This is a genomic window from Pseudomonas sp. Q1, from assembly GCF_009935975.1.
In the GTDB taxonomy this organism is placed as follows: Bacteria; Pseudomonadota; Gammaproteobacteria; order Pseudomonadales; family Pseudomonadaceae; genus Aquipseudomonas; species Aquipseudomonas palleroniana.
The window spans coordinates 32,650-58,710 of sequence record NZ_QODI01000012.1 but is presented as its reverse complement, the minus strand read 5'-3'; the positions used below and the strand labels follow the sequence as shown (position 1 = coordinate 58,710).

Genomic DNA, 26,061 nt, shown 5'->3' with positions numbered 1-26,061 from the left:
GCATTAGGGCGAGCCCGCTCGCTACATGGCGGCCACCAGGCTGCTGATGAACGCGGCGCTGTCGATGATGCCGTCATGGTCGGTATCGATCATCACCGAACGCTCGATGCGCCCCTGACCGATCACCGTCGCCATGTTCTGCTCGATCAGGTCCTTGAAGCGCCCTGCCCGGCTCATGGACGCCCACCAGCAACTCACGGGGGCCTTGATCGGCTTGAAGTCGGATGCCGTCATGCGTTCGCTCAAGGCCCGGTCAACCTCCCAGGAGATCTGCGCCTCATTGCCACGCAGCAACTCCTCCTTGATCGCCGTGAAGGCTTCGCCCAGGGTCTGTTCGGCCCAGGCGACGAACACCGACCACTGCTGGTCCTCGGCCTCGCGCTGACACGCCTGCCAGGCGTCCTGGATCTGTTCGGCAAAGGCCGGGAACATCACCCCGAGCAAGGCCGCACGTCGCTCGTTGGCCGAGACCTCGCGATCATCCTGGGTTACCACCGCATCCCAATACGGCTTGAGCCATTGCGGCGGTGCCGAGTCGATCCAGCCGACAAACTCAACCTCGCGCCCGGCCTGCTCCAGGCCATAGGCGACTTCCATCGCCAGGTTGCCACCCAGCGACCAGCCTGCCAGGCGGAAGGCGCCCTGGGGCTGCGCCGCCAACAGTTGCGCCGTGTAATCCTCGACCATCGCCTGCCACGGCGGCACCGGCGTACCGCCTTCGGCCAGTGCACGGCAGATCACCCCAAATACCGGACGCTGCTCCCTGAGTGCCAGGGCAATCGCGGTGTAGCAATGCACCGAGCCGAAGCTTGGGTGGAACATGAACAGCGGTGTGCCTTGCGTCTGGCTGTTGAGCTTGACGATCAGCGAGCGACGCGTGTCGCCCTGCAAGCAGTTGACCTGGCCGCGCACGGTCGGGTTGAGCATCAGTTGGCTGATGGACAAATCGACCTCGCTGAGCTTGCGGATCCGCTCCTTGAGCATCAGCACCAATAACGAATGGCCGCCCAGCTCGAAGAAGTTGTCGTTCAGCCCTACCCGCTCCACACCCAGCACGTCGCTCCAGATCGCCGCCACCTGCTGCTCCAGCTCGGTCTGGGGCGCCTGATAGCGCTCGGCGCCCTGGGCCTGGGGCTTGGGCAAGGCCTTGCGATCCAGCTTGCCGTTGGGACTCAACGGCATCTGGCTCAGGACCACCCACTGCGCCGGCACCATGTAGTCCGGCAACTGCGCGCCCAGATGGGCCATGACCGCGCCCCTCCAGTCGTCCTCTGGCTGTTGCAGCACCACATAACCCACCAGGTAAGCCGCATCCACCGCCAGTACCGCCGCTTCACGAATACTCACGTGCTCCAGCAGGCGCGCCTCGATCTCACCCAGCTCGATACGCAAGCCGCGCAGCTTCACCTGGTGGTCGATGCGCCCGGCGTATTCGATCACGCCGTCGTCGCGATAACGCGCCAGGTCACCGGTGCGATACAGCCGCTCGCCGCTGCCGAACGGGTCAGTCACAAAGCGCTCGGCGGTCAATCCCGGACGGCGGTGATAACCCCGCGCCAGGCCCCTGCCGCCCAGGTACAACTCGCCCAACACGCCCACCGGCGCCGGCTCCAGGTTGCCGTCCAGCACGTAGCAAGCGAGGTTGGCGATCGGTCGACCAATCGGGACGGCATCGCGACCCTCCTCCACACAGGTCCAGTGGGTCACGTCGATAGCCGCTTCGGTGGGGCCATACAGGTTGTACAACGCTGCATCCGGCAGCTTGGCAAACACTTGCTGCTGGGCATCCGCAGGCAAGGCTTCACCACTGCACACAATGCGTTGCAGGCTATGGCACGAGGTAACCGCCGCGTCCTGCAGGAATGCCTGCAACATCGACGGCACGAAGTGCAGCGTGGTGATGGTCTCGGCGTTGATCAACTTGACCAGCCGGGCCGGGTCACGATGATCTCCCGGCGCTGCCACGACCAGGCGCGCGCCGGTCATCAACGGCCAGAAGAACTCCCACACCGACACGTCGAAGCTGAACGGGGTTTTCTGCAGCACACTGTCACTGGCATCCAGGCCATAGGCTTGCTGCATCCAGCACAACCGGTTGGTCAGGGCGTTGTGGCGATTGCCGGCGCCCTTGGGTTGGCCGGTGGAGCCGGAGGTGTAGATAACATAGGCAAGGTTTTCGCCATCAACCGCAATGCCTGGGTTGTGCTCGGCATAGTCCGCCAGCCAGGCATCACCCGGCTCCAGCACCAGGTGTTGTACGCCCTGGGGGATCGGCAGTTGCGCCAGCAGATGACCCTGGGTCAACAACAAGGCAACGCCGCTGTCTTCGAGCATGTAGGCCAGCCGGTCACGCGGGTATTCCGGGTCCAGCGGGACGTAGGCGCCGCCGGCCTTGAGCACCGCCAACAGGCCCACCACCATTTCCAGCGAACGCTCCAGCGCCAGCCCGACCAGCACGTCCGGCCCGACACCCTCTGCGATCAAGCGATGGGCCAGGCGGTTGGCCCGCGCATTCAACTCGGCGTAGCTCAGGCACTGCCCGCCAAACACCACGGCCGGCGCCTGCGGCGTACGCACCACCTGTGCCTCGATCCATTGATGCACCGCCTGATCCAGCGGATAACTCTCGGCCGTGGCGTTCCACCCCAGCAGCACCTGCTCGCGCTCGTCGCGGGCCAGTGAAGGCAATGCACCAAGGCGCTGCGAGGCATCGCCGGCCAGTGCTTGCAGCAATTGCTGGAAGTGCTCGGCCAGGCGTTGAATGTGCGGTGCGCTGAAGCACTGGCGGTTGTAATTGAACTCCAGGCCCAAGGTCTCGCCAATCTCCAGCAGCACGGTCAACGGATAGTGGGTCTGCTCCAGGCTGTGTACCGCACCAAAGCTCAGCCCCGACGGCGCGCTCTGCTCCAGCGCCTCGGACACCGGGTAGTTTTCGAACACCAGGATGCTGTCGAACAACGCCTCGCCGCCCAACCCGGCCCAGCGCTGGATGTCGAACAACGGCGTGTGCTCCTGCTCACGCAAGCGCACGTTCTGTGCCTGCACCTGTTGCAGCCACTGGCTGACCGTCCATTGCACATCCGGCGTCGCCACCACCGGCAGGGTGTTGATGAACAAGCCGACTTGCTGCTCGATGCCGCGCAGTTCCGCCGGGCGCCCGGCCACGGTGGCACCGAAGGCGACCGTGGCCTGCCCGGTGTGATGCTGCAGCAGCAATAGCCAAGCGCCTTGCACCAAGGTATTGAGCGTCACTTTGTTGCGCTGGGCGAAGGTTTTCAGCTGTTCGGTTTGCGCGGCATCCAGGCTCAGGCGGTACTCGCCGTTGGCCCCAGGTTGCGCGTCGCGCACCTCACGGGCCAGGCGGGTTGGCTCACGCAGGTTTGCCAGCTGGTCTTTCCAGAACGCTTCGCTGACCGCCTTGTCCTGCGCCTGCAACCAGGCGATGTAGTCGCGGTAACGCCCGGTCGGCGCCGGCAACGCTTCACCGGCGTACTGCTGCAACACTTCGCCGAACAGCTGCGAACCGCTCCAGCCGTCCATCAGCATATGGTGGTTGGTGTAGATCAGGTGATAACTCGACGCTGCGGTACGCACCACCGACAAGCTCAACAACGGCGCCTGCTCCAGCACAAAACCCTGGGTCCTGGCGGCCTGCGCCCTGTCATCCAGCGCCTGGGCGCGGTCTGCCCGCTCGCGCCAATCGAGTTCGGTAAACGGCAGGCGGGCCTGTTTGTAGACCACCTGCAAGGGTTGCTCAAGCTCGGTCTGCCAGAGGAAACCACTGCGCAGGATCTCGTGACGGTCGACCGCCGCCTGCCACGCCTGGCGAAAACGCGGGACGTCCAGGCCCTGCACATCGATACGCATCTGGTTGATGTAATCCCCAGACCCTGCGCCATACAACGATTGGAACAACATGCCTTGCTGCATGGGCGACAGCGGATACAGGTCTTCGACCTCACCGACATTCAGCGGCAAGGCATCCAGTTGCGCTTGCGACAACCGCGCCAAGGAGAAGTCCGACGGCGTCACGCCCTGGCTGGCCGGCTCACAGCAGTGATCAATCAGCGCCTTCAGTTGCGCGGCGTAATCGTCGGCCAGCTGCTGCACGGTGGCTTCGTCAAACATGGCCTGGCTGAAACTCCAGTTCAACTTCAGCTCGCCGCCGTAGACCTGGCCGTTGATCTCCAGCCAGTTGCCCAGGGGTGCATCGGGGCTTTGCTCGGCACCGCTGGCGTCACCGGAGGGCGCGAACAGCCCCTCTTGCTCGCCGCTGTCGAAACTGGCGTCGAACTGCCCCAGGTAGTTGAAGGTAATGCGTGGACGCGGCAAGGCGGCCAGCGCCTGTTGTGCCTCGGGATTGCCCAGGTAGCGCAGCGCGCCGAACCCCAGGCCCTTGTCGGGCACCGCGCGCAGTTGCTCCTTGATCTGTTTGAGGGACGCGGCCAGGGAGTCCGCCGGCACCAGTTGCAGCGGATAGAGGCTGGTGAACCAACCGACCGTACGGGTCAGGTCGATCTCGTCGAACAGGTCTTCGCGCCCATGGCCCTCCAGGCGGATCAACATCGACGCCTCACCCGTCCAGCGCACGATGACTCGGGCCAGGGCCGTCAGCAGCAGGTCGTTGATCTGGGTACGGTAGGCACTCGGTGCGTCTTGCAACAAACGACGGGTATCGCTCGCGTCCAGTTGGGTGCTCACGCTCAGGGCCAGGCGGTTGCTCAAGCTGGCGTGCGGGTCGGCCACCGGCAAATCGGTAGGGCTGCCCTGCAACTGCGTTTGCCACCAGCCCAGCTCCTGCTCCAGCGCCGCGCTGCGCGCATAGGTTTGTAGGCGTTCGGCCCAGGCGCGGGTGGCGCTGGTCTTGGCCGGCAAGACCACTGGGGCACCTTGGGCGAGCTGCTGATAGGCGCGTTGCAGGTCTTCCAGCAGGATGCGCCAGGACACGCCGTCCACCACCAAATGGTGGATCACCAGCAGCAAACGCTGGGAGCCGTCGGGCAATTGCGCCAGCACCGCACGCAGCAAGGGGCCGGTCGCCAGATCAAGGCTGCGCTGGGCTTCGTCGCCCAGGGCGTCGAGCTCCTCGACCTGATTCAGCGACGTCTGCCACAACAGCTGGTCCGCCTGATGCAGCTGCGGCTCGCGATACGTCGCGTTCCAGCCCGCCGCGCCCTCGACGAATGCCGTGCGCAACGCATCGTGGTGCACGACCAGCGCTTGTAAGGCCGCGACCAGCAGCGACGCCTGCAATGGCTGGTGGGGCTGCAGCACCACCGACTGGTTCCAGTGGTGACGCTGGGGGATTTCATCGGCAAAAAACGCCTGCTGCACCGGCAGCAGCAACAACGCGCCGGTCTGCGCCGACTGGTCCAACTGCACCGCGCCCTCGCCTTCACGGGCCACGGCAGCCAGGCTCTGCACGGTCTGGTGCTGGAACAGGTCCTTGGGCGTGAACCGCACACCGGCCTGGCGCGCGCGGCTGACCACCTGGATCGAAATGATCGAGTCACCGCCCAGTTCGAAGAAGTTGTCGTGCAGCCCCACCTGCGGCAAACGCAGCACATCGGCCCAGATCGCGGCGATCTGCTGCTCCAGCTTGCTCTGGGGCGCCACATACACCTGCTGCAACTGGCTCACATCCGGCTTCGGCAGGCCCTTGCGGTCGAGTTTGCCGTTAGGTGTCAGCGGCATGCGTTCGAGGAACAGCAGATGCGTGGGCACCATGTAGTCCGGCAGGCGGGTTTTCAAGGCGCGACGCAGGGCTTCGCGGCCGTTGGACTGGGCCACGGCGTCGTCCAGCAGGGTTGGGTCCAGGGGCACCACATAGGCCACCAGTTGCTTGCCGGTCGGGCCTTCCTGGGCCACCACCACGGTTTCACCCACGCTGTCCTGCTCGCGCAGGCGCGCTTCGATTTCACCCAGTTCGATGCGGAAACCACGGATCTTCACCTGATGGTCGACACGCCCCAGGTAATCCACCACGCCGTCCGGGCGTCCACGGGTCAGGTCGCCACTGCGATACACGCGGCTACCGGGCTTGCCGAACGGGTCCGGCACAAAACGCTCGGCGGTCAACGCCGGACGCTCCAGGTAACCCCGCGCCACGCCCTCGCCGCCCAGGTACAACTCACCGGCCACACCGATGGGTTGCAGGTTCAACTGCGCATCGAGCACGTAGCCGCTGCGGTTGCCCAGCAGCGTGCCGATCGGCGCATACACCGCCCCGCATGGGTCGCCCTGGCGGGCTTTCCACAGCAGCGGCGTGACCACGGTTTCCGTCGGCCCATACCCGTTGAACAGGTAGGTCGGGCGCAGTGCGCGCCAGGCCAGGTCATAGCTCGCCTGGGCCACAGCATCACCGCCGAAGCAATACACACGCACGGCCGGCGGGTTGCCGTCACGCTCGGCATGCTCGGCCAGCTGTTGCAGGTACACCGGCGGGAACACCGCCATGGTCACCTTGTGACGGTGCATCTGCTCGTAGGTGTATTCCGGCAGCCATAGGCTGTCGTCGCGGATCAGCACGCTGGCGCCGTTGATCAGCGGGTGCATCCAGCCTTCGTGGGAGCCGTCGAAGGCGAAGGACATGAAGTGCAATTCGCAATCGGTCGGCCCGGTTTCATAGCGCTCACCGGTGGCGATGATGTGCGCCACCAACGGCCCGTGGGACACCGCCACGCCCTTGGGCAGGCCGGTGGAGCCGGAGGTGTAGATCACGTAGGCCAGGTTGTCGCCGTATAGCGTCACTTGCGGCGCACTGTCGCTGTAATCTGCCCACACCGACACCTCATCGATTGCCAGGGCTTGCAAACCCTCGGGAATCGGCAAGCGTTGCTGCACCGCCGAATGGGTCAGCAACAGCTGGGAGCGGCTATCCTGCATCATGTACAGCAGGCGATCACGCGGGTACTCGATATCCAGCGGCACGTACACGCCGCCGGCCTTGAGCACCGCCAGGAAGGCCACCATGATTTCGGCACTGCGCGGCATGGCGATGGCCACGCGCACTTCCGGGCCAACACCACGGGCGATCAGCGCCTGGGCCAGGCGGTTGGCCTGGCGGTCGAGTTCGCCATAACTCAGGGTTTGCGTATCGAACTTCACTGCGACGGCGTCGGGGTTCTCCCGGGCGCGGTCGGCGAACAGCTGATGCACCAGGCGCTCGGCCGAGAAGCCGGAATCGGTGCAGTTCCAACGATCGAGAATTTGCTGTTGCTCGGCAGCATCCAGCAACGGCAGTTGGCTCAGGGGTTGTGCAGGGTTGGCGACCATGCCTTGCAACAGGTTCTGCCAATGCCGGGCCATGCGTTGCACGGTGGCGGCTTCGAACAGGTCCTGGGCGTACCCCAAGGTCGCCCAGATACCTTCGGTAGACTCCTGGATATCGAGGTCCAGATCAAAGTGGGCGGTCTTGCTTTCCCACTCCAGGCCTTCAACCCGCAGGCGTGGCAGTTGCTGCTGCACCTGCGCCTGGCCGACATCGGTCTGGTGGTTGAACATCACCTGGAACAGCGGGTTGTGACTCAGGCTGCGCTCCGGCTGCAGGGCTTCGACCAGTTGCTCGAACGGCAAATCCTGATGCGACTGAGCCTCCAGCGCCCGCTGGCGGGTATGTTGCAGCAACTGCTCGACACTCATCTGGCCGTGCAGATCGGCCTTGAGCACCTGGGTGTTGACGAAGAAACCGATCAGGCGTTCGGTCTCGCTGCGGTTGCGGTTGGCGATCGGTACGCCGACGCGAATCTCTTCCTGGCCACTGTAGCGGTGCAACAGGGTCTGGAACGACGCCAGCAACAGCATGAACAGCGTGACGCCTTGTTGCTGGGCCAACGCCTTGAGCTCAACCGTCAAAGCCGGTGCCAGCTCAATGGCCAGGCGCGCACCGCGATGGCTTTGCACCGCCGGGCGCGGGTGGTCGAACGGCAACTCCAGCACGCTTTGCTCACCGCCGAGCACGTCGCGCCAGTACGCCAACTGACGCTGCTTCTCGCCAGCATCCATCCACTGGCGCTGCCACACGGCATAGTCGGCGTACTGGATCGGCAACGCCGGCAGCTGCAAGTCCTGGCCCTGGCTGTAAGCGGCATACAACTGCACCAACTCCTCGACCATCAACTGCATCGACCAGCCATCGGAGACGATGTGATGCTGCACCAGCACCAACACATGTTCGTCCGCCGCAAGGCGCAACAAGGTCACGCGCAACAATAGGCCTTGTTGCAGATCGAACGGCTGGGCGATCTCTGCCTCGACCCGCGCCTTGAGCTGGGTTTCATCGATATCCACCTGGGTGATGGGCAACCTCGCAAACGGCTCGATCACCTGCACCGCGCCCGCAGGCTCCTGGCGGATATGGGTACGCAGGCTTTCGTGACGGGCCAGCAGCGTGTCAAAGCTGCGTTGCAGCGCGGCATGGTCCAACTGCCCGTGCAAACGCAGTGCGCTGGGGATGTGATAGGCCGCGCTGTGGGGCTCCAACTGCCAGAGAAACCACTGGCGCTCCTGGGCGTACGACAGCGGCAGCGGCTGTTCGCGCCCGGCCGGCAATAAGGCCGGAGCCGTTGGCGCGCTGTTGTCCTGGACCTGCATCGCGGCCACGAAAGCGTCCAGGCGCGGGTGTTCAAAGAGCGCCTTGAGCGGCACTTCCAGGCCCAGCGCCTGGCGAATACGCGATACCACCTGCATTGCCAGCAGCGAATGCCCGCCCAGTTCAAAGAAGTGCTGGTTCAAACCGACCCGCTCGACACCTAGGATATCCGCCCAGATTGCCGCGACTTGCTGCTGCAACGCGCTGACCGGCGCCAGCCATGCCTGCTGCAGCGGGCTGCCGTCCGGCTTGGGCAGCGCCTGGCGGTCCAGCTTGCCGTTGGGGTTGAGGGGCATGCGGTCGAGGAAGATCAGGTGCGCGGGCACCATGTAGTCCGGCAGATGCTCACGCAGGGTCTGCATCAATAGCTCGCCCGCCGCCACGCGCTCGGCGTCGGACAACGGCTGCGTCGGCACCAGGTAGGCCAACAATTGGTTGTCGGCCGCCAGCAACAGCGCTTCGCGCACGCTGTCCTGGGCCAGCAGCAAGGCTTCGATCTCCCCCAGTTCAATGCGGAAACCGCGGATTTTCACTTGGTGGTCGACACGCCCGACGTACTCGACCACACCGTCGGCGCGATAACGCGCCAGGTCGCCACTGCGATACAGGCGCTCGCCGGCTGCGCCGAACGGGTCGGCGACAAAGCGCTCGGCGGTCAGGCCCGGGCGCTGCAAATAAGCGCGGGCCAAACCGCTGGCGCTGGCGATATACAACTCGCCGACGGCCCCGGTCGGCAACAGGTTCAGGTCTCCGTCCAGCACATACAAGCCGCGCCCAGGCAGTGCACGGCCAATCGGGCTGGCCGTGACGCCGACCACGCTGGCAGGGTCGGTACAATCGAGCACGCTGGACACCACCGTGGCTTCGGTCGGCCCGTAGGTGTTGAGCAGGCGCACATGGCCCAGCCCCGCCCGCTGCCACAACATCGGCCCATCCAGCGGCATGGCTTCGCCGCCGATATGGATCTGGCGCAACGCCCCATAACTGCGTGGCCCGGCTGCCAGGCAATCGTGCAGGAACAGCTTCCAGTAGGCGGTCGGCAAGTCGGCCAGGGTAATGCCCTGGGCGATGATCTGCCGGTACAACTCGGCGCCGTCCCACAGCTGCGGCCCGCGCAGGATCACGCTGGCGCCCAGGGTCAGCGCCGGGTACAGCTGCTCGACGAAACCATCGAAGTTCAGGGTCGCGAACTGCAACACCCGGTCACTCGGGACCAGCCGTGAATAGTGCGCCGCGATACCGGCGAACTCACTCAAGGCGGCATGGTTGATGGCAACGCCCTTGGGTCTGCCGGTGGAGCCGGAGGTGTAGATCACATAGGCCAGGCTCTGCGGTTCAAAAGCCCGTTGCGGATTCTCGTCGCTGTACTGCGCCAATGCGCTGTCGGCACGGTCAAGGTCCAATGCCGCCAGCCCCGCCGGCAACGGCAGACGCGGGCGCAAGTGGGACTGGGTGAGCACCCGTTGCGCGGCGCTGTCTTCGAGCATGTGCACCAGGCGTTCACGGGGATACTGCGGATCAAGTGGCACATAGGCCCCCCCGGCCTTGAGCACCGCCAGCAGGCTGACCACCATCGCAAAGGAGCGCTCGACGGCAACGCCCACCAACACTTCCGGGCCGACGCCCTGGGCGATCAGGTAGTGCGCGAGACGGTTGGCCTGCCGGTTCAATTCGCCATAGCTGATGACCTGGTCATCCAGTACCAGCGCCGGATGCTCGGGTTGAGCCTGGGCCTGCACCTCGAACCGATGATGCACCGCCTCGGGTTCGGCGGCCGTCGCCGGGGCATTCCAGTCGTGCAGCAGCGCGTGGGTTTGCGCGGTGCTCAGCATGGCCAGTTCCGCGAGACGGCAGTGAGGCGTGCTGACGATCGCCGCCAGCAGGTTCTGCCAATGTTCGGCCAGACGCGTGATCGTCGCGGCATCGAACAAGTCGGTGGCATAGGTCAGCGCCGCCCAGAACCCTTCGGCGGACTCATGAGTGTCCAGGCTCAGGTCGAAGTGGGTGGTGTGGTTGTCCCAGTCCAGCTCCACCACGTGCAGGCCCGGCAGTTGCTGGCCGTCGCGACCGCCCTGGGCGTCGGTCTGATGGTTGAACATCACCTGGAACAACGGGTTATGGCTCAGGCTGCGTTCCGGCTGCAAGGCCACCACCAGTTGCTCGAATGGCAGGTCCTGATGGGCCTGGGCTTCGAGGGCGCGGCGTTTGGTCTGTTGCAGCAGCTCGGCGAAGGTCATCTGCCCGTCAAGGTCGGCCTTGAGCACTTGGGTATTGACGAAAAAACCGATCAGCCGCTCGGTCTCGACGCGGTTACGGTTGGCAATCGGCACGCCGATACGGATATCCGACTGCCCGCTGTAGCGATAGAGCAAGGTCTGGAACGACGCCAGCAACAACATGAACGGCGTCACGCCCTCTTGCTGCGCCAGGCGTTTGAGGCCCGCGACCAGCGCCGCAGGCAGGTGCACTTGCAGGCTCGCACCGCGATGGCTTTGCTGGGCCGGGCGCGGGCGGTCCAGGGGCAGTTCCAGCACCGGTTGTTCGCCGCCCAACAGAGTTTGCCAGTACTCCAATTGACGCGCGCGCTCCCCCGCCTCCATCCAGCCGCGTTGCCACAGGGCGTAGTCGGCGTACTGGATCGGCAGCGCCGGCAATTGCCGCTCAGTGCCCTGGCTGAAGGCCGCGTAGAGTTGCACCAGCTCCTCGACCATCACCTGCATCGACCACCCATCTGAGACGATATGATGCTGCACCATCACCAGCACGTGTTCGTCTTCAGCCAACTGCAACAGGGTCACCCGCAACAGCGGCGCCTGGTGCAGATCGAACGGCCGTGCGACTTCCGCTTCCACGAAGGCCAGCAACTGCGCTTCTTCAATGCACGCCTGATGGATCTCGACCTGCGCCTCGGGCAGCACCGTTTGCAGCACCTGTTCGCCCTGCTCGACCAATCGGGTGCGCAGGCTTTCGTGACGGGCCAGCAGGCTGTCGAAGCTGCGCTGCAGTGCCGCCAAGTCCAGGCGCCCCTGCAAACGCAGGGCACCGGGGATGTGGTAGGTGGCGCTCTCTGGGTCCAGTTGCCAGAGAAACCACTGGCGCTCCTGGGCGTAAGACAACGGCAGCACTTCGGCATCGTGCCGCGTGGGGGCAATCGGCAGTTGAGCGAAACTCATGCCACGGCTTTGCAAGCGCTGGTAGAACTGCTGGCGCTGCTCCAGAGGCAAGCGAAGAAAGCGCGACACCAGGTCGATATTGGAGTTGGAAAGCATGGTTCAAATCGCCTCTAGTTCGCTCAAAAAGTCACGTAGATCATCAAAATCCTCCGCACTGCCGGCGCGGAAGGTGGCTGCAGCCTGCACGTAGCTGCGCAGCGATTCGGTCTGGAACAGTTCCACCAGCGGCACCTCCAGGCCCAGTTCGGCCTGGACCCTCGAGGTGATCTGGATCGCCAGCAAGGAGTGGCCGCCGACTTCGAAGAAGTTGTCGTTCAAGCCCACCTGCGGCAAGCGCAGTACCTCGGCCCAGATCGCGGCGATCTGTTGCTCCAGTTCGCTCTCAGGCGCCACGTACTGCTGTTGCAGCAGGCTTGCGTCCGGCTCGGGCAGGCCCTTGCGGTCGAGCTTGCCGTTGGGCGTCAGCGGCATCTGGGCCAGGAACATGAAGTGCGCAGGCACCATGTAATCCGGCAGGCGGGCTTTCAGGGCGCGGCGCAAGGCGTCACGGAACTCGGCCTGATTGCTCAGGCCGGCATCGGCCGGCACGACGTACGCCACTAACTGCTTGCCGGTCGGGCCTTCCTGGGCCATCACCACGGTTTCACCCACGCTGTCCTGCTCGCGCAGGCGCGCTTCGATTTCACCCAGTTCGATGCGGAAGCCGCGAATTTTCACCTGATGGTCGACACGCCCCAGGTAATCCACCACGCCGTCCGGGCGCCCACGGGTCAGGTCGCCGCTGCGATACACACGGCTGCCGGGCTTGCCGAACGGGTCCGGCACAAAACGCTCGGCGGTCAACGCCGGACGCTCCAGGTAACCCCGCGCCACGCCCTCGCCCCCCAGGTACAACTCACCCGCCACGCCGATGGGTTGCAGGTTCAATTGCGCATCGAGCACGTAGCCGCTGCGGTTGCCCAGCAGCGTGCCGATCGGCGCATACACCGCCCCGCACGGGTCGCCCTGGCGGGCTTTCCACAACAGCGGCGTGACCACGGTTTCCGTCGGGCCGTAGCCATTGAACAGGTAGGTCGGGCGCAGTGCGCGCCAGGCGAGGTCATAGCTCGCCTGCGCCACCGCATCACCGCCAAAGCAATACACACGCACCGCCGGCGGGTTGCCGTCTCGTTCGGCATGTTCGGCCAGTTGTTGCAGGTACACCGGCGGGAACACTGCCATGGTCACCTTGTGACGGTGCATCTGTTCGTAGGTGTATTCCGGCAGCCACAGGCTGTCGTCGCGGATCAGCACACTGGCGCCGTTGATCAGCGGGTGCATCCAGCCTTCGTGGGAGCCGTCGAAGGCGAAGGACATGAAGTGCAATTCGCAATCGGTCGGCCCGGTTTCATAGCGCTCGCCGGTGGCGATGATGTGCGCCACCAACGGCCCGTGGGACACCGCCACGCCCTTGGGCAGGCCGGTGGAACCGGAGGTGTAGATCACGTAGGCCAGGTTGTCGCCGTCCAGCCTCACCTGCGGCGCGGTATCGCGGTAGTCGGCCCAGTCCTCGGTGCGATCGATCGCCAGGGTGTCCAGGCCATCGGGAACCGGCAGTTGCTGCAATGCCACGGTATGGCTCAGCAGCAGTTGCGCACGACTGTCCTGCATCATGTACAGCAGGCGATCGCGTGGGTACTCGATATCCAGCGGCACGTACACGCCACCGGCCTTGAGCACCGCCAGGAACGCCACCATGATCTCGGCGCTGCGCGGCATGGCAATGGCCACACGCACTTCCGGCCCCACGCCACGGGCGATCAGCGCATGGGCCAGGCGGTTGGCCTGGCGCTCGAGCTCGCCATAACTCAGGGTGTGCGTATCGAACTTCACTGCGACGGCGTCGGGGTTCTCCCGGGCGCGGTCGGCGAATAGCTGATGCACCAGGCGCTCGGCCGAGAAGCCGGAATCGGTGCAGTTCCAACGGTCGAGAATCTGCTGTTGCTCGGCAGCATCCAGCAACGGCAGTTGGCTGAGGGGTTGCGCAGGGTTGGCGACCATCCCTTGCAACAGGTTCTGCCAATGCCCGGCCATGCGTTCGATGGTGGCCGGGGCAAACAGGTCGGTGGCGTAACTCAGGGAGGCGCGCAGCGCCTGCTGGCTTTCTTCCACGTCCAGCGCCAGGTCGAACTGCGCGACGCCGTCCTCCCCGCTCAATACCTCGACGTGCAGGTCGACCAAGCGTTGCAAGTGGCTGTCCGCCGCAGTGACGCGGTGGTTGAACAGCACCTGGAACAACGGGCTCAGGCTGAGGCTGCGCTCCGGTTGCAGCGCTTGCACCAGTTGTTCGAACGGCAGGTCCTGATGGGCCTGGGCCTGCAAGGAGCGTTGGCGTACCTGGGCGAGCAATTGCTCCACGCTCATCTGCCCATGGAGATCGGCCTTGAGCACCTGGGTGTTGACGAAGAAACCGATCAACCCCTCGGTTTCAAGGCGGTTGCGGTTGGCGATCGGCACCCCGACGCGCACATCTTCCTGGCCGCTGTAGCGGTGCAGCAGCGCCTGGTAGGACGACAGCAGCACCATCGGCAACGTCACCCCGGTGTTGTGCGCCAGTTGGCGCAACCCGGCCAATAACTCGGGCGCCAACTCGATACCCAAGCGTGCCCCACGATGGCTGGGCAGCGCCGGGCGCGGGTGGTCAAACGGCAATTCCAGTACCGGCTGTTCACCGCCCAGTTGCTCGCGCCAGTAGGCCAGTTGACGCGCTTTCTCGCCGGCTTCCATCCATTGGCGTTGCCACACGGCATAGTCGGCGTACTGGATCGGCAGCGCCGGCAGCTGCGGTTGCTCACCCTGGCTGAAGGCGGCGTACGACTGCACCAGTTCCTCGACCATCAATTGCATCGACCAACCATCGGAGACGATGTGATGCTGCACCAGCACCAGCACATGATCATCCTCGGCCAGACGCAACAACGTCACCCGCAGCAGCGGCCCGCGCAGCAGGTCGAACGGCCGTGCGATCTCGTCCGCAACCCGCGCCTTGAGGTCGGCGTATTCGGTGTCGGCCAGGGCGATATCGATCACGCCGGTCGCTTCAATGACCTGCACCGTACCGCCGGCGTCCTGGCGCAAATGGGTGCGCAGGCTTTCGTGGCGGGCCAGCAAGCTGTCGAAGCTGCGTTGCAGTGCGTCCAGGTCCAGCGGGCCGTGCAGACGCAAAGCGCTGGGAATGTGGTAAGCCGCACTGTGCGGGTCCAGTTGCCAGAGGAACCATTGGCGCTCCTGGGCATAGGACAGCGGCAACGGCTGCGTGCGGTCGGCCTTGAGCAGCGCCGGTGCGGCGACGCCCTCTTCGCCCAGGGCACGTACGAAGTCACCCAGCAAGGGTTGTTCGAACAGGGTCTTGAGCGCCACTTCCAGGGCCAGTGCCTGACGCACGCGCGACACCACCCGCGTGGCCAGCAGCGAATGCCCGCCCAGTTCGAAGAAGTGATCGTCGAGGCCGACCTGCGGCACGTCCAGCACCTCGGCCCAGATCGCCGCAACCTCTTGTTCCCTTGGGCTGACCGGCGCCACATGGCGTTGGCGCGCCAGGCTCGCGTCCGGCTTGGGCAGCGCCTTGCGGTCAAGCTTACCGTTGGGGGTCAACGGCAGGCTGTCGAGAAACAGCAAGTGCGCCGGTACCATGTAATCCGGCAGGCGCTCGCGCAGGGCGGCTTTGTACGCCTCCTGCGTATCGGGCGCCGCACTGACCAGATAAGCGATCAAGCGCTCGTTGTCGGCCAGCACCACGGCTTCACGCACACCGTGGTGCTCGCGCAGGCAGGCCTCGATCTCGCCCAATTCGATGCGGAAACCGCGCACCTTGACCTGATGGTCGACCCGGCCGATGTATTCCACCACACCGTCGGCGCGGTAACGCGCCAGGTCGCCAGTGCGGTACAGGCGCTCGCCAGGGGCGCCGAAGGGGTTGGGCACGAAGCGTTCGGCGGTGAGTGCCGGCCGTGCGTGATAACCCCGCGCCAAGCCCACGCCGCCGATCAGCAACTCACCGGGGGCGCCCAACGGGCACGGGGTCATGCCGGCATTCAGGATGAACAGCGAGGTATTGGCGATCGGCCGTCCGACAAAAGGCTGCGCCTGAGACAGACGGTGGGCAGCCGACCAGATGGTGGTTTCCGTCGGACCATAGAGGTTCCAGACCGGCCCTTGCAGGTCGAGCAGGCGCTGGGCCAGGTCCGTCGGCAGCGCCTCGCCGCCACACAGGCATTGAATACCGCGCAACAGCTCGGCGCGTGGGCTGTCGAGCAGCATGCGCCAGGTGGACGGCGTGGCTTGCAGCACACTGGCCGATTGCTGGTGAGCCAGGTCGAGAATGGCTTCCGGGTCGAGGGCCATTGCCTGGTCGCTCAACAGTAACGTGGCGCCGACCGTCAATGGTACGTAAAGCTCCAGGGCAAAAATATCGAACGAGAACGTGGTCAGCGACAGCACGCGTGCCTGCGCATCGATGTGCAGGGTGTCGGCCATGCCGCTGGTAAAGCTGCACAACGCTTGGTGTCGCACCATCACGCCCTTGGGCTTGCCCGTGGAGCCGGAGGTGTAGATCACGTAAGCCAGGTGCTCCGGCGTAACCTCAACCTGTGGGTTGTGTTCAGCGCCGTCGGCGGCGTCCACCTGCAACACCCGCAGACCTTGCGGTTGCGCCAGTTGCCCGAGCAGGTGCGGCTGGGTCAACAGCACCCGGGCGCGGCTGTCTTCGAGCATGAAGGCCAGCCGGTCCGCTGGGAATTGCGGGTCCAGCGGCACGTAGGCGCCACCGGCCTTGAGCGTGGCCAGCAGACTGACGATCATGTCGAGCGAGCGTTCGACATGCACGGCGACCAGCACATCCGGGCCGACGCCGGCGGCGATCAAGCGGTGGGCCAGGCGATTGGCGCGTCGGTTGAGTTCGCCATAGCTCAGGGCCTGGTCATTGAATTGCAGCGCAACCGCGTGCGGCTGGGCCAGCGCTTGGGCTTCGAACAACTGATGCACGCAACGCTCATGCGGGTAAGCGTGGTCGCTGCGGTTCCAGTCGCTGATCAGTTGCTGCGATTGCGCCGTGCTGAGCATCGGCAACTCATCCAGGGGCAGCGCCCCGTCACGCACCACGGCACGCAGCAGGTTTTGCCAGTGCTCGGCCAAGCGTTCCACGGTCGCCGCCTCAAACAGGTCGGTGGCGTAGGTCAGCGAGGCCCACAAACCGTCGGCCGATGCTTCGGTTTCCAGGTTCAGGTCGAACTGGGTGGTGTGCGCCGCCCAGTCCACCGGCTGCAGGTCCAGGCCGGGCAACTGCACTGGAGCCGGACGCAGGTTGTCCTGGTGGTTGAACATCACCTGGAACAGCGGGTTATGGCTGAGGCTGCGCTCCGGTTGCAGCGCCTCCACCAATTGTTCGAAGGGCAAGTCCTGGTGGGCCTGGGCCTCCAGGGCCCGGCGCTTGACCTGGGCCAGCAACTGCTCGAAGGTCATGTGCCCGCTGAGGTCGGCTTGCAGCACCTGGGTGTTGACGAAGAAACCGATCAGCCGCTCGGTTTCCAGGCGGTTGCGGTTGGCGATCGGCACCCCGACACGAATCTGCGACTGCCCGCTGTAGCGATGCAGCAAGGTCTGGAACGACGCCAGCAGCAACATGAACAAGGTCACGTCCTGGCGCTGGGCCAGGGCCTTGAGTTCGGCCAACAAGGCGCGGTCCAGCTCAATCGTGCAGCGTGCACCGCGATGGCTTTGCTGCGCCGGACGCGGATGGTCCAGCGGCAACTCCAGCACCGCGTGTTCACTGCCCAGGCGCTCACGCCAGTAATCGAGCTGACGCTGTTTTTCCCCGGCCGCCATCCAATCGCGCTGCCACACGGCATAGTCGGCGTACTGGAGCGGCAACGCCGGCAGCGGAGCCTGGCCCTGATAGAGCGCCACCAGTTCGTCGATCATGACCTGCATCGACCAGCCGTCGGAGATGACGTGATGCTGGGTGATCACCAGCACGTGGTGCTCGGGCGCCACCACCAGCAGTTTGACGCGCATCAGCGGGCCGTTGCGCAGGTCGAACGGGCGCTGGATCTCTTGCGTTACGGCCTGCTCGACGCTGGAAGCGGCGACGTATTCGAGCTCGATGGAAGTCGTCTGGCGCGGTTGAATCACCTGCCAGGTCTGCTCGCCCTGCTCCACAAAAGTGGTGCGCAGCGGCTCATGACGCTGCACCAGTGTTTGAAAGGCCAGCTCCAACGCGGCGATGTCCAACGGGCCGCGCAGGTGCAAGGCGCTCGGCACGTGATAAGCGGGGCTGGCCGGGTCCAATTGCCAGAGGAACCATTGGCGTTCCTGGGCAAAGGACAACGGCAGCGGTTGATCGCGCTTCACCGCCACCAGCGGCGGCGCGGTGTCGGCTTGCAGCCCCGCGCAGGCGGCCGCGAATGCTTGCAGGGTCGGCTGCTCGAACAGCGTGCGCAACGGCACTTCCAGCGAAAGGGCCTGGCGCACCCGCGAAATCACTTGGGTGGCCAGCAACGAATGGCCGCCGCGCTCGAAGAAATGGTCATCGAGCCCGACCTGCTCAACCTGCAACACGGCCTGCCAGATCGCCGCCAGTTGGATTTGCATGGCGCTGTGGGGGGCGACGTAGGCGTGCTGCATCCGGTTCAGGTCCGGCAGTGGCAATGCGCGACGGTCGAGCTTGCCGTTGTTGTTCAACGGCAAGGCGTCCAGCACCTGCCAATGGGCCGGCACCATGTAGTCCGGCAGGGATTGGCGCAGCGTGCTCGCCAGTGCCTGGGTGTCCAGTACCTGCTCGCGGGCGGCAACGATGTAGGCCACCAATTGCGCGCCGGTGGCGCTCGGCTGGGCGATCACCGCCGCTTCGCGCACCTGGGGCAAGGCTTGCAGGCTGGCTTCGATTTCGCCGATTTCGATACGGAAACCGCGAATCTTCACTTGATGGTCGATGCGCCCTACGTACTCCAGGGCGCCTGCCGCGTTGTAACGGGCCAGGTCGCCACTGCGATAAAGCCGCGCACCGGGCACGGCAGAAAACGGGTCCGGCAGGAAACGCTCGGCGGTCAGCGCCGGGCGGTCGAAATAACCCTGGGCCAGCCCGGCGTCGGCGCCGATGCACAGCTCGCCGACGCCGTCAGTGGCCAGCAACTCAAAAGCGCTGTCGAGCACATACAGCGAGCGGCCTGCAATCGCCTGCCCAATCGGCACACCGAACACCTCGCTGGCATCGGCCAGTTGGCAGTCATGCACGCTGGACACCACGGTGGCTTCGGTCGGCCCGTAGGTATTGACCAGCCGCACGCCGCCCAACCCTGCCGCATGCCAGGCACGCAAGCCTTCCACCGACATGGCCTCACCGCCCACATGCACCTGGCGCAGGTTACCCAGTGGCTTGCGGTCGACGGCGCACTCCTTGGCCAGCAAGTACCAGTAGGCCGCCGGCAAGTCGGCCAGGGTCACGCCTTGCTCCACGATTTGCCGCGCCAGTTGCCCGGCATCCCACAGTTCATCGCCACGCATGATCAGCGCCGCGCCGGCACACAGTGGCGGGTAGCACTGTTCGACAAAGCCGTCGAAACTGAACGTGGCAAATTGCAGTACACGATCCTCGGCGGTCAGGCGGCTGTAGCGTTCAGCGCTGTCGCAGAACTGGCCGAGGGCCGCGTGGTCGATGGCCACGCCCTTAGGCTGGCCGGTGGAGCCGGAGGTATAGATCACGTAGGCCAGATCAGCCGCCGCTGCCCGATTGAGCGGGTTGCTGGCGGGGTAGCCGGCCGACTCGTCGCCGCTGGCGGTGAACGTTACGCGGGGCAGCCCCGGGGGCAGTGGCAGGTCGTTGAGCAACCCGGTTTCGCAGAGCAGCAGATCAAGGCGACTGTCAGCCAGCATGTAGGCCAGGCGCTCGGCCGGGTAGTTCGGGTCCAGGGGGACATAGGCTGCGCCGCTCTTGAGCACCGCCAGCAGGCTGACGATCAATTGCGGGCCGCGCCGTGCCGCCAGCCCTACCCGCCGGCCCGGGCCTGCGCCCTGCTCCAGCAAATGGTGGGCGAGGCGGTTGGCGCGTGCGTTGAGTTGGGCATAGCTCAAACGCACATCACCGGCCTGCACCGCCAAGGCATCCGGGATAGCCTGGGCCTGAGCGGCAATGCGCTCATGGACCCGCGTATGCCGCTGGGCAGCGGCGGCGCACTGGCTGAGTGCAAGCACGTCGTGCTGCGCGCTGGCGTCCAGCAGTTGCAGGGTGCCAAGCGGCGCGCGGGCGTCGGCGAGCATCTGCGTCAACAGGTGCTGCAGATTGGCGCTCAACCCTGCGACTTGCGGCGCGCTGAAACGCGCGCAGTCGTAGCTGAACTCCAGGCGCAGGCTGGCGCCCAGCTCGATGCCCAGGGTCAGTGGGTAATGGGTGTGTTCATGGTTGTGCAACGGGCCGAAGCGCAGGCCGGCCGGTGCGCCCTGCTTCAAGGCCTCGGCCACCGGGAAGTTTTCAAACACCAACAAGCTGTCGAACAGCGCAGCACCTGGTTGACCGGCCCAGCCCTGGATGTCGTAGAGCGGCACGTGTTCGTGCTCGCGCAGGCTGAGGTTCAGGGCTTGCAGCTCGCCGAGCCAGTCGGCAACCGATTGTGCCGGTACAGCCGCGCTGATGATCGGCAAGGTGTTGATGAACAGGCCCAGTTGCTGTTCGAGCCCCGGCAACGGTGCTGAACGCCCGGCCACGGTGGCGCCGAAGGCCACGCACACCTGGCCGGTGTAGCGTTGCAACAAGAGGCTCCAGGCCCCTTGCAACAGCGTGTTGAGGGTAACTTTGTGTTGACGGGCATAGGCCCCGAGACGTTGGGTGAACTCACTGCCAAGGGCCACGTGATGATCCGCCATGCCCACGCCATCGACCGGCGCACGCAGCGCGTCAGCCAACAAGGTCGGCGCTTGCAACGGCACCAGGGCGGCTTTCCAGAACACTTCGCCCGACGCTTGCTGCTGCAGCCAACCCAGGTAATCGCGGAACTGCCCCAACGGCGCCGGCAGCGCCTGGCCGGCGTAATGGGCGAGGACTTCACTGAGCAATTGGGCGTTGCTCCAGCCATCCATAAGGATGTGGTGACTGGTGAAAATCAGCTGCCAGGCCGTACCTGCGCCGCGCACCAGCAGCAGGCGAAACAGCGGCGAGCTGCTCAGCTCGAAGCCGCGCTCGCGCTCAGCCACGGCCAGCGCGTCACAGTCGGCGTTTACGTCTTCAATCACCTGTAATTGCAGGTCGACCTGACGCTGAATCACCTGGTGAGCGCTGTCCAGGCCCTGCCAATGGAAGCTGCTGCGCAGGATGTCGTGACGGTCCAGCACTGCCTGCCAGGCGCGGCCGAACCTGAGCAGATCCAGACCTTCGATGTCCAGGCGCAGTTGGTTGATGTAAGCCTGCCCCTCGGGCGCGTACAAGGTGTGGAACAGCATGCCCTGCTGCATGGGCGACAGCGGATACAGATCGGCGATGGCCGGCCCGGCGACCGGCAGCGCGTCCAGTTGCGCCTGGGTCAAGCGTGCCAACGGGAAGTCCGACGGCGTGACCTGCCCTGCCGGCGTGGCGCAGCAGTGCTTGATCAAGCCCTTGAGTTCAGCGGCGTACTCGTCCGCCAGGCGCTGGATGGTCGAGGCCTGGAACATGTCGCGGCTGAAGCCCCATTGCAACGCCAGCTCGCCGCCATACACCTGCCCTTCCACCGTCAGCCAGTTGGCCAGCGGCGCTTCGGGGTCCTGCGCCTGGCCACTGGTCTGGCTGGCCGGCACCCATAGCGTCGAGTCATCGAACTGGCGATCGAACTGCCCCAGATAGTTGAAGGTGATACGCGGCGCAGCGGCGCCGGCCAGGGCCTCGCGCACCTCAGGAGCGCCCAGGTAGCGCAGCAGGCCGTAGCCCAAGCCCTTGTCGGGTACGGCGCGCAGCTGTTCCTTGACCGATTTGATCGCACTCGCCAGCTCACCCTCAGCCTGCAAACGCACGGGGAACAGGCTGGTGAACCAACCCACGGTGCGCGTCAGGTCGATATCGTCGAACAGGTCTTCACGCCCATGCCCCTCCAACTGGATCAACGCAGCGGGCTGGCCGCTCCAACGCCCGACCACGCGGGCCAGTGCGGTCAGCAGCAGGTCATTGACCTGGGTGCGATACGCCGCAGGCGCCTCTTGCAGCAGTTGGCGGGTATGTTCGGCATCCAGGCGGATTTCAAGCTTGCTGCCCAGGCGATTTTGCAGGCCACCGTGGGGGTTGTCGCAGGGCAGCTCGAAGTCGACGGCCTGCGCCTGCCAGTACGGCAGTTGCGCATTGAGGCGTTGGGCATGAGCCTGCGACTGCCGAGCCCACTGCTGGAAAGCGCTGGTCTTGGCCGGCAGCGGTGCTGCGCGGTAAGCCTGTTGCAGGTCTTCCAGCAGGATGCGCCACGACACGCCATCCACCACCAGGTGATGCACCACCAACAACAGGCGCTGGCTGCCATCGCCCAGGTTGACCAGGGCGGCGCGCAACAGCGGCCCCTGGCCCAGGTCGAGACTGCGCTGGGCTTCATCGCACAAGGCGGCCAGTTGAGTGTCGTCTTCGGCTCGGGACTGCCACAACGCAGCCTCGCTGACCGGCGCGGCGTAGGCTTGCTGCCAGCCATCGGCATGCTGCACAAAACGCAGGCGCAGCGCGTCGTGATGGTTGATCAACTGGACCAGCGCCGCCTCCAGGCGCCCAGGCTCCAGCCGTTCACGCGGGGTCAGCAGCAACGACTGGTTCCAGTGGTGGCGCGCCGGGATCGCCTGCTCGAAAAAGCTCTGCTGCACCGGCGTCAGGACCACCTCGCCCGTGACCGGCCCCTGGTCGATCACGCTGGCCTGCTCAAAGCTTGCCACCAAGGCCAGGCTGCGCACGCTCTGATACTGGAACAAGTCCCGCGGGCTGAGGCGAATGCCTGCCTGGCGTGCACGGCTGACCACCTGGATGGAGATGATCGAATCGCCGCCCAGTTCGAAGAAGTTGTCGTCCACGCCGACCTGCTCCAGGCCCAGCACGTCGCTCCAGATCGCCGCCAGGGCTTTTTGCAGTGCGCTTTCCGGGGCGATGAATGCCTGTTGCGGCGCGGCATCCGGCAGCGGCAAGGCTTTGCGATCCAGCTTGCCGTTGGCGGTCACCGGCAGTTTGGCCAGCACCATCAGGTGCGTCGGCACCATGTATTCCGGCAGGCTGCCGAGCAGCCACGCCTTGAGGTCGGCGGGTTCGGCGCTTTCCAGCACCAGGTAGCCGACCAACTGCTTGCCGCCCTGCACCAGCACCACGGCTTCGCGGACTGTGGGGTGCTGCAGCAGGCGGGCCTCGATTTCGCCCAGCTCAATGCGCAAACCGCGCAGTTTCACCTGATGATCGAGGCGGCCGAGGTATTCGATCACGCCGTCGGCACGCTGGCACACACGGTCGCCAGTTCGATACAAGCGCTCGCCGCGCAGGAACGGGCTCGGCACAAAGCGCTCGGCCGTCAGCGCCGGGCGCCGATGGTAACTGCGCGCCAGGCCGGTGCCGCCCAGGTACAGCTCACCCGCGACGCCGGCGGGCACCGGGTTGAGCTGGGCATCGAGCACGTAAGTGGCCAGGTTGGCGATCGGACGGCCGATCGGCACGCTGTCGGCGCCTTCGTCGACGCAGGTCCAATGGGTCACATCGATGGCCGCTTCGGTCGGACCATAGAGGTTGTACAACCCCACCCCCGACAACTTGGCGAACACTTGCGATTGCGCGTCCAGGGGCAAGGCTTCACCGCTGCACACAATGCGCTTGAGGCCCGTGCAGGCGTGCACGCCCGGCTCATGGATGAACGCCTGGAGCATCGAGGGCACGAAGTGCAAGGTGGTGATGGCGTACCGGCCGATGGTTTCGATCAGCCGCGCCGGCTCACGGTGCTCACCCGGCGCTGCGACCACCAGGCGAGCGCCGGTCATCAGCGGCCAGAAGAACTCCCACACCGAGACGTCGAAGCTGAACGGGGTTTTCTGCAGGACCGCGTCGCCCTCATCCAGGCCATAGGCGTGCTGCATCCAGCACAAGCGATTGACCAGCGCACGATGGCTGTTGCCGGCGCCCTTGGGTTTGCCGGTGGAACCGGAGGTATAGATCACGTAGGCCAGGTTCAACGCCTGGAGATCCACGGCCAGCGATTCGCGGCTGTAGCCGTCGAGCCAGCCTGCGGCCTGGTCCAGGGCAATCACCGGGACACCGGCGGCGGGCAACATCGGCAGCAGGTGTTGCTGGCTGAGCAGCAGTGCGATGCCACTGTCTTCGATCATGTAGGCCAGGCGGTCCTGCGGGTATTCAGGGTCCAGCGGCACGTAGGCGCCCCCGGCCTTGAGGATCGCCAGCAACCCCACCACCATTTCGATGGAACGCTCGACGCAGATGCCGACCAGCACGTCCGGGCCGACGCCCTGTTCGCGCAGGGCATGAGCCAACGAGTTGGCACGGGCATCCAGCTCGGCGTAGCTCAAAGTGCTGGTACCAAACTGCAACGCCGGTGCGTGCGGCGTGCGCTGCACCTGGTCCTCGATCAACTGATGGATGCCGCGTTCGGTCGGGTAGGTCTCGGCGGTCTGGTTCCATGCGTTCACCAGCACATGTTGCTCGTCGGCGGCCAGCATCGGCAGCTCGCCGATGCGTTGCTCGCCATCGGCAACCATGGCCTGCAGCAGGCTGATCCAGTGGCGCGCCATGCGCTCGATGGACGGCGCGTCGAACAGGTCGTTGGCGTAGGTCAGCGCGGCATGCAGGGTGCCGGACTTTTCAAAGGTGTCGAGGGTCAGGTCAAACTGGGTGGTACGCCCTTGCCACTCCACCAGCGCCAGTTCCAGGCCCGACGCGGTGCTGACGGCGGCGATATCTGCGACCAGCGGCTGGTGGTTGTACATGACTTGGAACAGCGGCGTATGACTGAGGCTGCGCTCGACTTTCAGCGCTTCCACCAGGCGCTCGAACGGCAATTCCTGATGGGCCTGGGCCTCCAGGGCGTGCTCCTTGATGCCTTGCAGCAACTCGGAAACACGGGTTTGCCCGGTGAGTTCGGTGCGCAGGACCTGGGTGTTGACGAAGAAACCGATCAGCCCTTCGACTTCGGTGCGGTTGCGATTGGCGATCGGCACGCCGACGCGAATATCGCCCTGCCCGGTGTAGCGATGCAGCAGCACGTTGAACGCGCCGAGCAGCAGCATGAACAGGGTGACGTTATGGGTTTGCGCGCAACTGCGCAGTTGCGCGGCCAGTGCCGGGTCAATCGCGAAATTATGGCGGGTGCCCTGATAGCTGGGCATCGCCGGGCGTGGACGGTCGGTCGGCAACTCCAGCACCGGATGCTCATCGCCCAGACGCGCCTGCCAGTATTCCAACTGACGCGCCTGCTCCCCCGCTTCCAGCCACCGGCGCTGCCACAGGGCGTAGTCGCTGTATTGGATCGGCAACGCCGGTAGTTGGGGCTGCTCATTGCGTTCATGGGCGTCGTAGCAGCGGATAAATTCGTCGATCAGCACGTTCATCGACCAACCGTCGGAGACGATATGGTGCAGGGTCAGCAGCAGGACATGCTCCTGTTCATCAAGCTTGAGCAGTTGCACGCGCAGCAGCGGGCCGTTCTCCAGGTCGAATGCCAGCAGCGATTGCCGGGTTGCCGCGTCGTTGACGGCCGGCTCGCGCGTGTCAGCCGGCAATGTGCTGAGATCCACCTGTTCGATGACCAGCGACGGCACTTTGGCGACTTGCGCCAGGCGATCGTCCGCCTGGCGCTGGAACACCGTGCGCAAGGTTTCATGGCGCGCCACCAGGCTGGCGAAGGCTTGCTCCATCGCCGGCACATTCAGCGCACCCTTGAGCCGCACGGCACCGGGCAGGTTGTAGGCACCGCTTGCCGGGTCCAATTGCCAGAGAAACCACATGCGCTGCTGGGCGTAGGACAGCGCCTGGCGATCCTCCACTTCCACTCCTGCCGGAATCGGAAACCGGGAAAAATCCACGCCTTCTTTCTGCAGGGCCTGCAGGAACAATTGGCGTTTTTCCAAGGGCAGTCCGATAAACCGGCGAGCAAGTTTCAAGGAGTCTTCAGCATTCATTTCTTGGGGTCCGGAGCAATAGGCGGGAAGCACAAAGGCACGTCGTCCCTATAAAACGAACCGGGAAGGGAAAAATTAGCGGGGGGTTGGGACCGGTATCTGCTGGAACGCAGCGACCGGGAACGGTCCTACACAAAACCCGTACGCAACTGATGTTGCGAG

At 65.1% G+C, this 26,061-nt stretch carries 2 protein-coding genes; both read right to left on the bottom strand.

Features of this window, described 5'->3' with window-relative positions; genetic code table 11:
* Nucleotides 1-21: 21 nt before the first annotated feature.
* A complete protein-coding gene (locus DK870_RS19455; RefSeq protein ID WP_161549434.1) occupies nucleotides 22-11,859 on the bottom strand; it encodes a non-ribosomal peptide synthase/polyketide synthase in 11,838 nt (3,945 codons plus the stop codon).
* A gap of 3 nt (nucleotides 11,860-11,862) precedes the next feature.
* On the bottom strand, nucleotides 11,863-25,899 hold the full coding sequence (locus DK870_RS19450; protein ID WP_161549433.1) for a non-ribosomal peptide synthase/polyketide synthase: 14,037 nt from the start codon (nucleotides 25,897-25,899) through the stop codon (nucleotides 11,863-11,865).
* Between the last annotated feature and the right edge of the window lie 162 nt (nucleotides 25,900-26,061).

Bases quoted from the DNA above. Each gene is read 5' to 3' on its own strand.
- DK870_RS19455 (WP_161549434.1), bottom strand. From the start codon at position 11,859: ATGCTTTCCAACTCCAATATCGACCTGGTGTCGCGCTTTCTTCGCTTG.
- DK870_RS19450 (WP_161549433.1), bottom strand. From the start codon at position 25,899: ATGAATGCTGAAGACTCCTTGAAACTTGCTCGCCGGTTTATCGGACTG.